The organism is Arthrobacter sp. 2MCAF14 (assembly GCF_052115645.1).
Taxonomy (GTDB): Bacteria; Actinomycetota; Actinomycetes; order Actinomycetales; family Micrococcaceae; genus Arthrobacter.
The window spans coordinates 1-1,668 of sequence record NZ_JBFRHB010000096.1 but is presented as its reverse complement, the minus strand read 5'-3'; the positions used below and the strand labels follow the sequence as shown (position 1 = coordinate 1,668).

The following is a 1,668-nucleotide window of genomic DNA, read 5'->3' as shown; positions in this document are numbered from 1 at the left end:
CCTTGATCCACCGATGATGATCGAGACGCGGGCGGCGGTTTAAACCGAGAATGCCCGTCTTTTCGAGGAAAATGGAGCTTGTCTAGAGCACATTGACCACCGAAAAGAGAGGCATCTCGTAGATGAAAGTTTCCCACAAGCCTGCCGCGGTGTCGGTTTCCTTCGACGAGCCGAACCTCGTGTCGGCTGCCGGGCTGCTGCCGGTGATGACCCTGGCCCGGGACGCCGGTCTGCAGGAACTGGCCGATGAGTGGCTGAGCGTGCCAACGGACAAGGGTGCGAACGCCGGGTTGAAGCTCGCCTCGCTCGTGGCCGGGATGGTCGCTGGCGCGGACTCAATCGATGACATGGCCTTGTTGCGCCACGGCGGGATGAAGCGGCTCTTCACCACCTGCTACGCGCCCTCGACGCTGGGTTCGTTCCTTCGGTCCTTCACCTTCGGGCACGTACGCCAACTGGACGCGGTCGCGTCCCGCTTTCTGGCCAACCTTGTGTCGCGGGCCCCGTTGCTCGGGCGTCCCGGCCCGGAGGACTTCGTGTTCGTGGACCTCGATGACACGATCATCGAGGTCCACGGCTACGCCAAGCAGGGCTCTGGCTACGGGTACTCCGGGGTCCGGGGCCTGAACGCACTGCTGGCCACCGTCTCCACCAAGGACACCGTCCCGGTCATCGCGGCCCAGCGGCTGCGGAAGGGAGCGGTGAACTCCGCCCGCGGAGCCAAGCGTTTGATTACCGATGCCTTGTCCACGCTCAAGCGTCTGCAGACCGGCGGCCGGGTGCTCTGCCGCTTCGATTCGGCCTTCTACGGCCATGACTCGGTGGCCGCCGCCCTGGCCGACGGGGCGGCCGTCTCGGTGACCGTGCGCATGAACCCGGCCGTGAAACGGGCCATCGCCGGGATCCCGGAGACGGCGTGGAAAACCATCGAATACCCCGACGCGGTCTTCGATGAGACCACCAACACCTGGGTCTCGAAGGCCGAGGTCGCCGAGACAGTGTTCACGGCGTTCAGCTCCCGCAAAAAGGCCGAGCAGATCACCGGCCGGCTGGTGGTCCGCCGCATCCCGGAGCTGAACCCGAAAACCGCCGACGGGCAGGAAACCCTGTTCGACACGCACCGGCACCACGCGTTCTTCACCACCGTGGACACCGAACTTCTTGACACCGTCGCGGCAGACAAGATCCACAGGAAACACGCCATTATTGAGCAGGTCAACGCCGATCTGAAGGACAGCGCGCTGGCTCATTTGCCTTCAGGTGTTTTTGCGGCGAACTCGGCCTGGCTGGTCGCCGCGGTCATAGCCTACAACCTCACCCGCGCCGCCGGGATCCTTTCAGCCGGGCCCTTCGGTAAGGCCCGCACCGGCACGATCCGCCGCAAACTCATCCACGTCCCGGCCAGGATCGCCACCAGCGCCCGACGCACCCTGCTCCACCTGCCCGAAGCGTGGCCCTGGCAAAGACCATGGCAGGCCTTATTTGACCACCTCTACCCACGGCTGCAACCTGCCTGAACTCCCGCCCACCCAGCCACCCGGCGCAACCAGGACCAACAGTGGAACACCGAAGGGCAGCGAGGCCTGGCACCCCAGCATGCTCCCTGCCCGCACAACGAGCCGAACCGGATTCAAATCATCAGCCCGGGCACATCGGTGGATCGAGGCT

At 65.0% G+C, this 1,668-nt stretch carries 1 protein-coding gene; it reads left to right on the top strand.

Annotated elements, in window-relative coordinates; genetic code table 11:
* The first annotated feature begins 122 nt into the window (after positions 1 to 122).
* Positions 123 to 1,517 carry an IS1380 family transposase gene (locus AB4074_RS24725; protein ID WP_441415737.1) on the top strand — a complete coding sequence of 465 codons (1,395 nt, stop codon included), beginning with the start codon at positions 123 to 125 and terminating at the stop codon, positions 1,515 to 1,517.
* Positions 1,518 to 1,668 lie beyond the last annotated feature (151 nt).

Coding starts and splice junctions, on each gene's coding strand:
- AB4074_RS24725 (WP_441415737.1), top strand. CDS start 123: ATGAAAGTTTCCCACAAGCCTGCCGCGGTGTCGGTTTCCTTCGACGAG.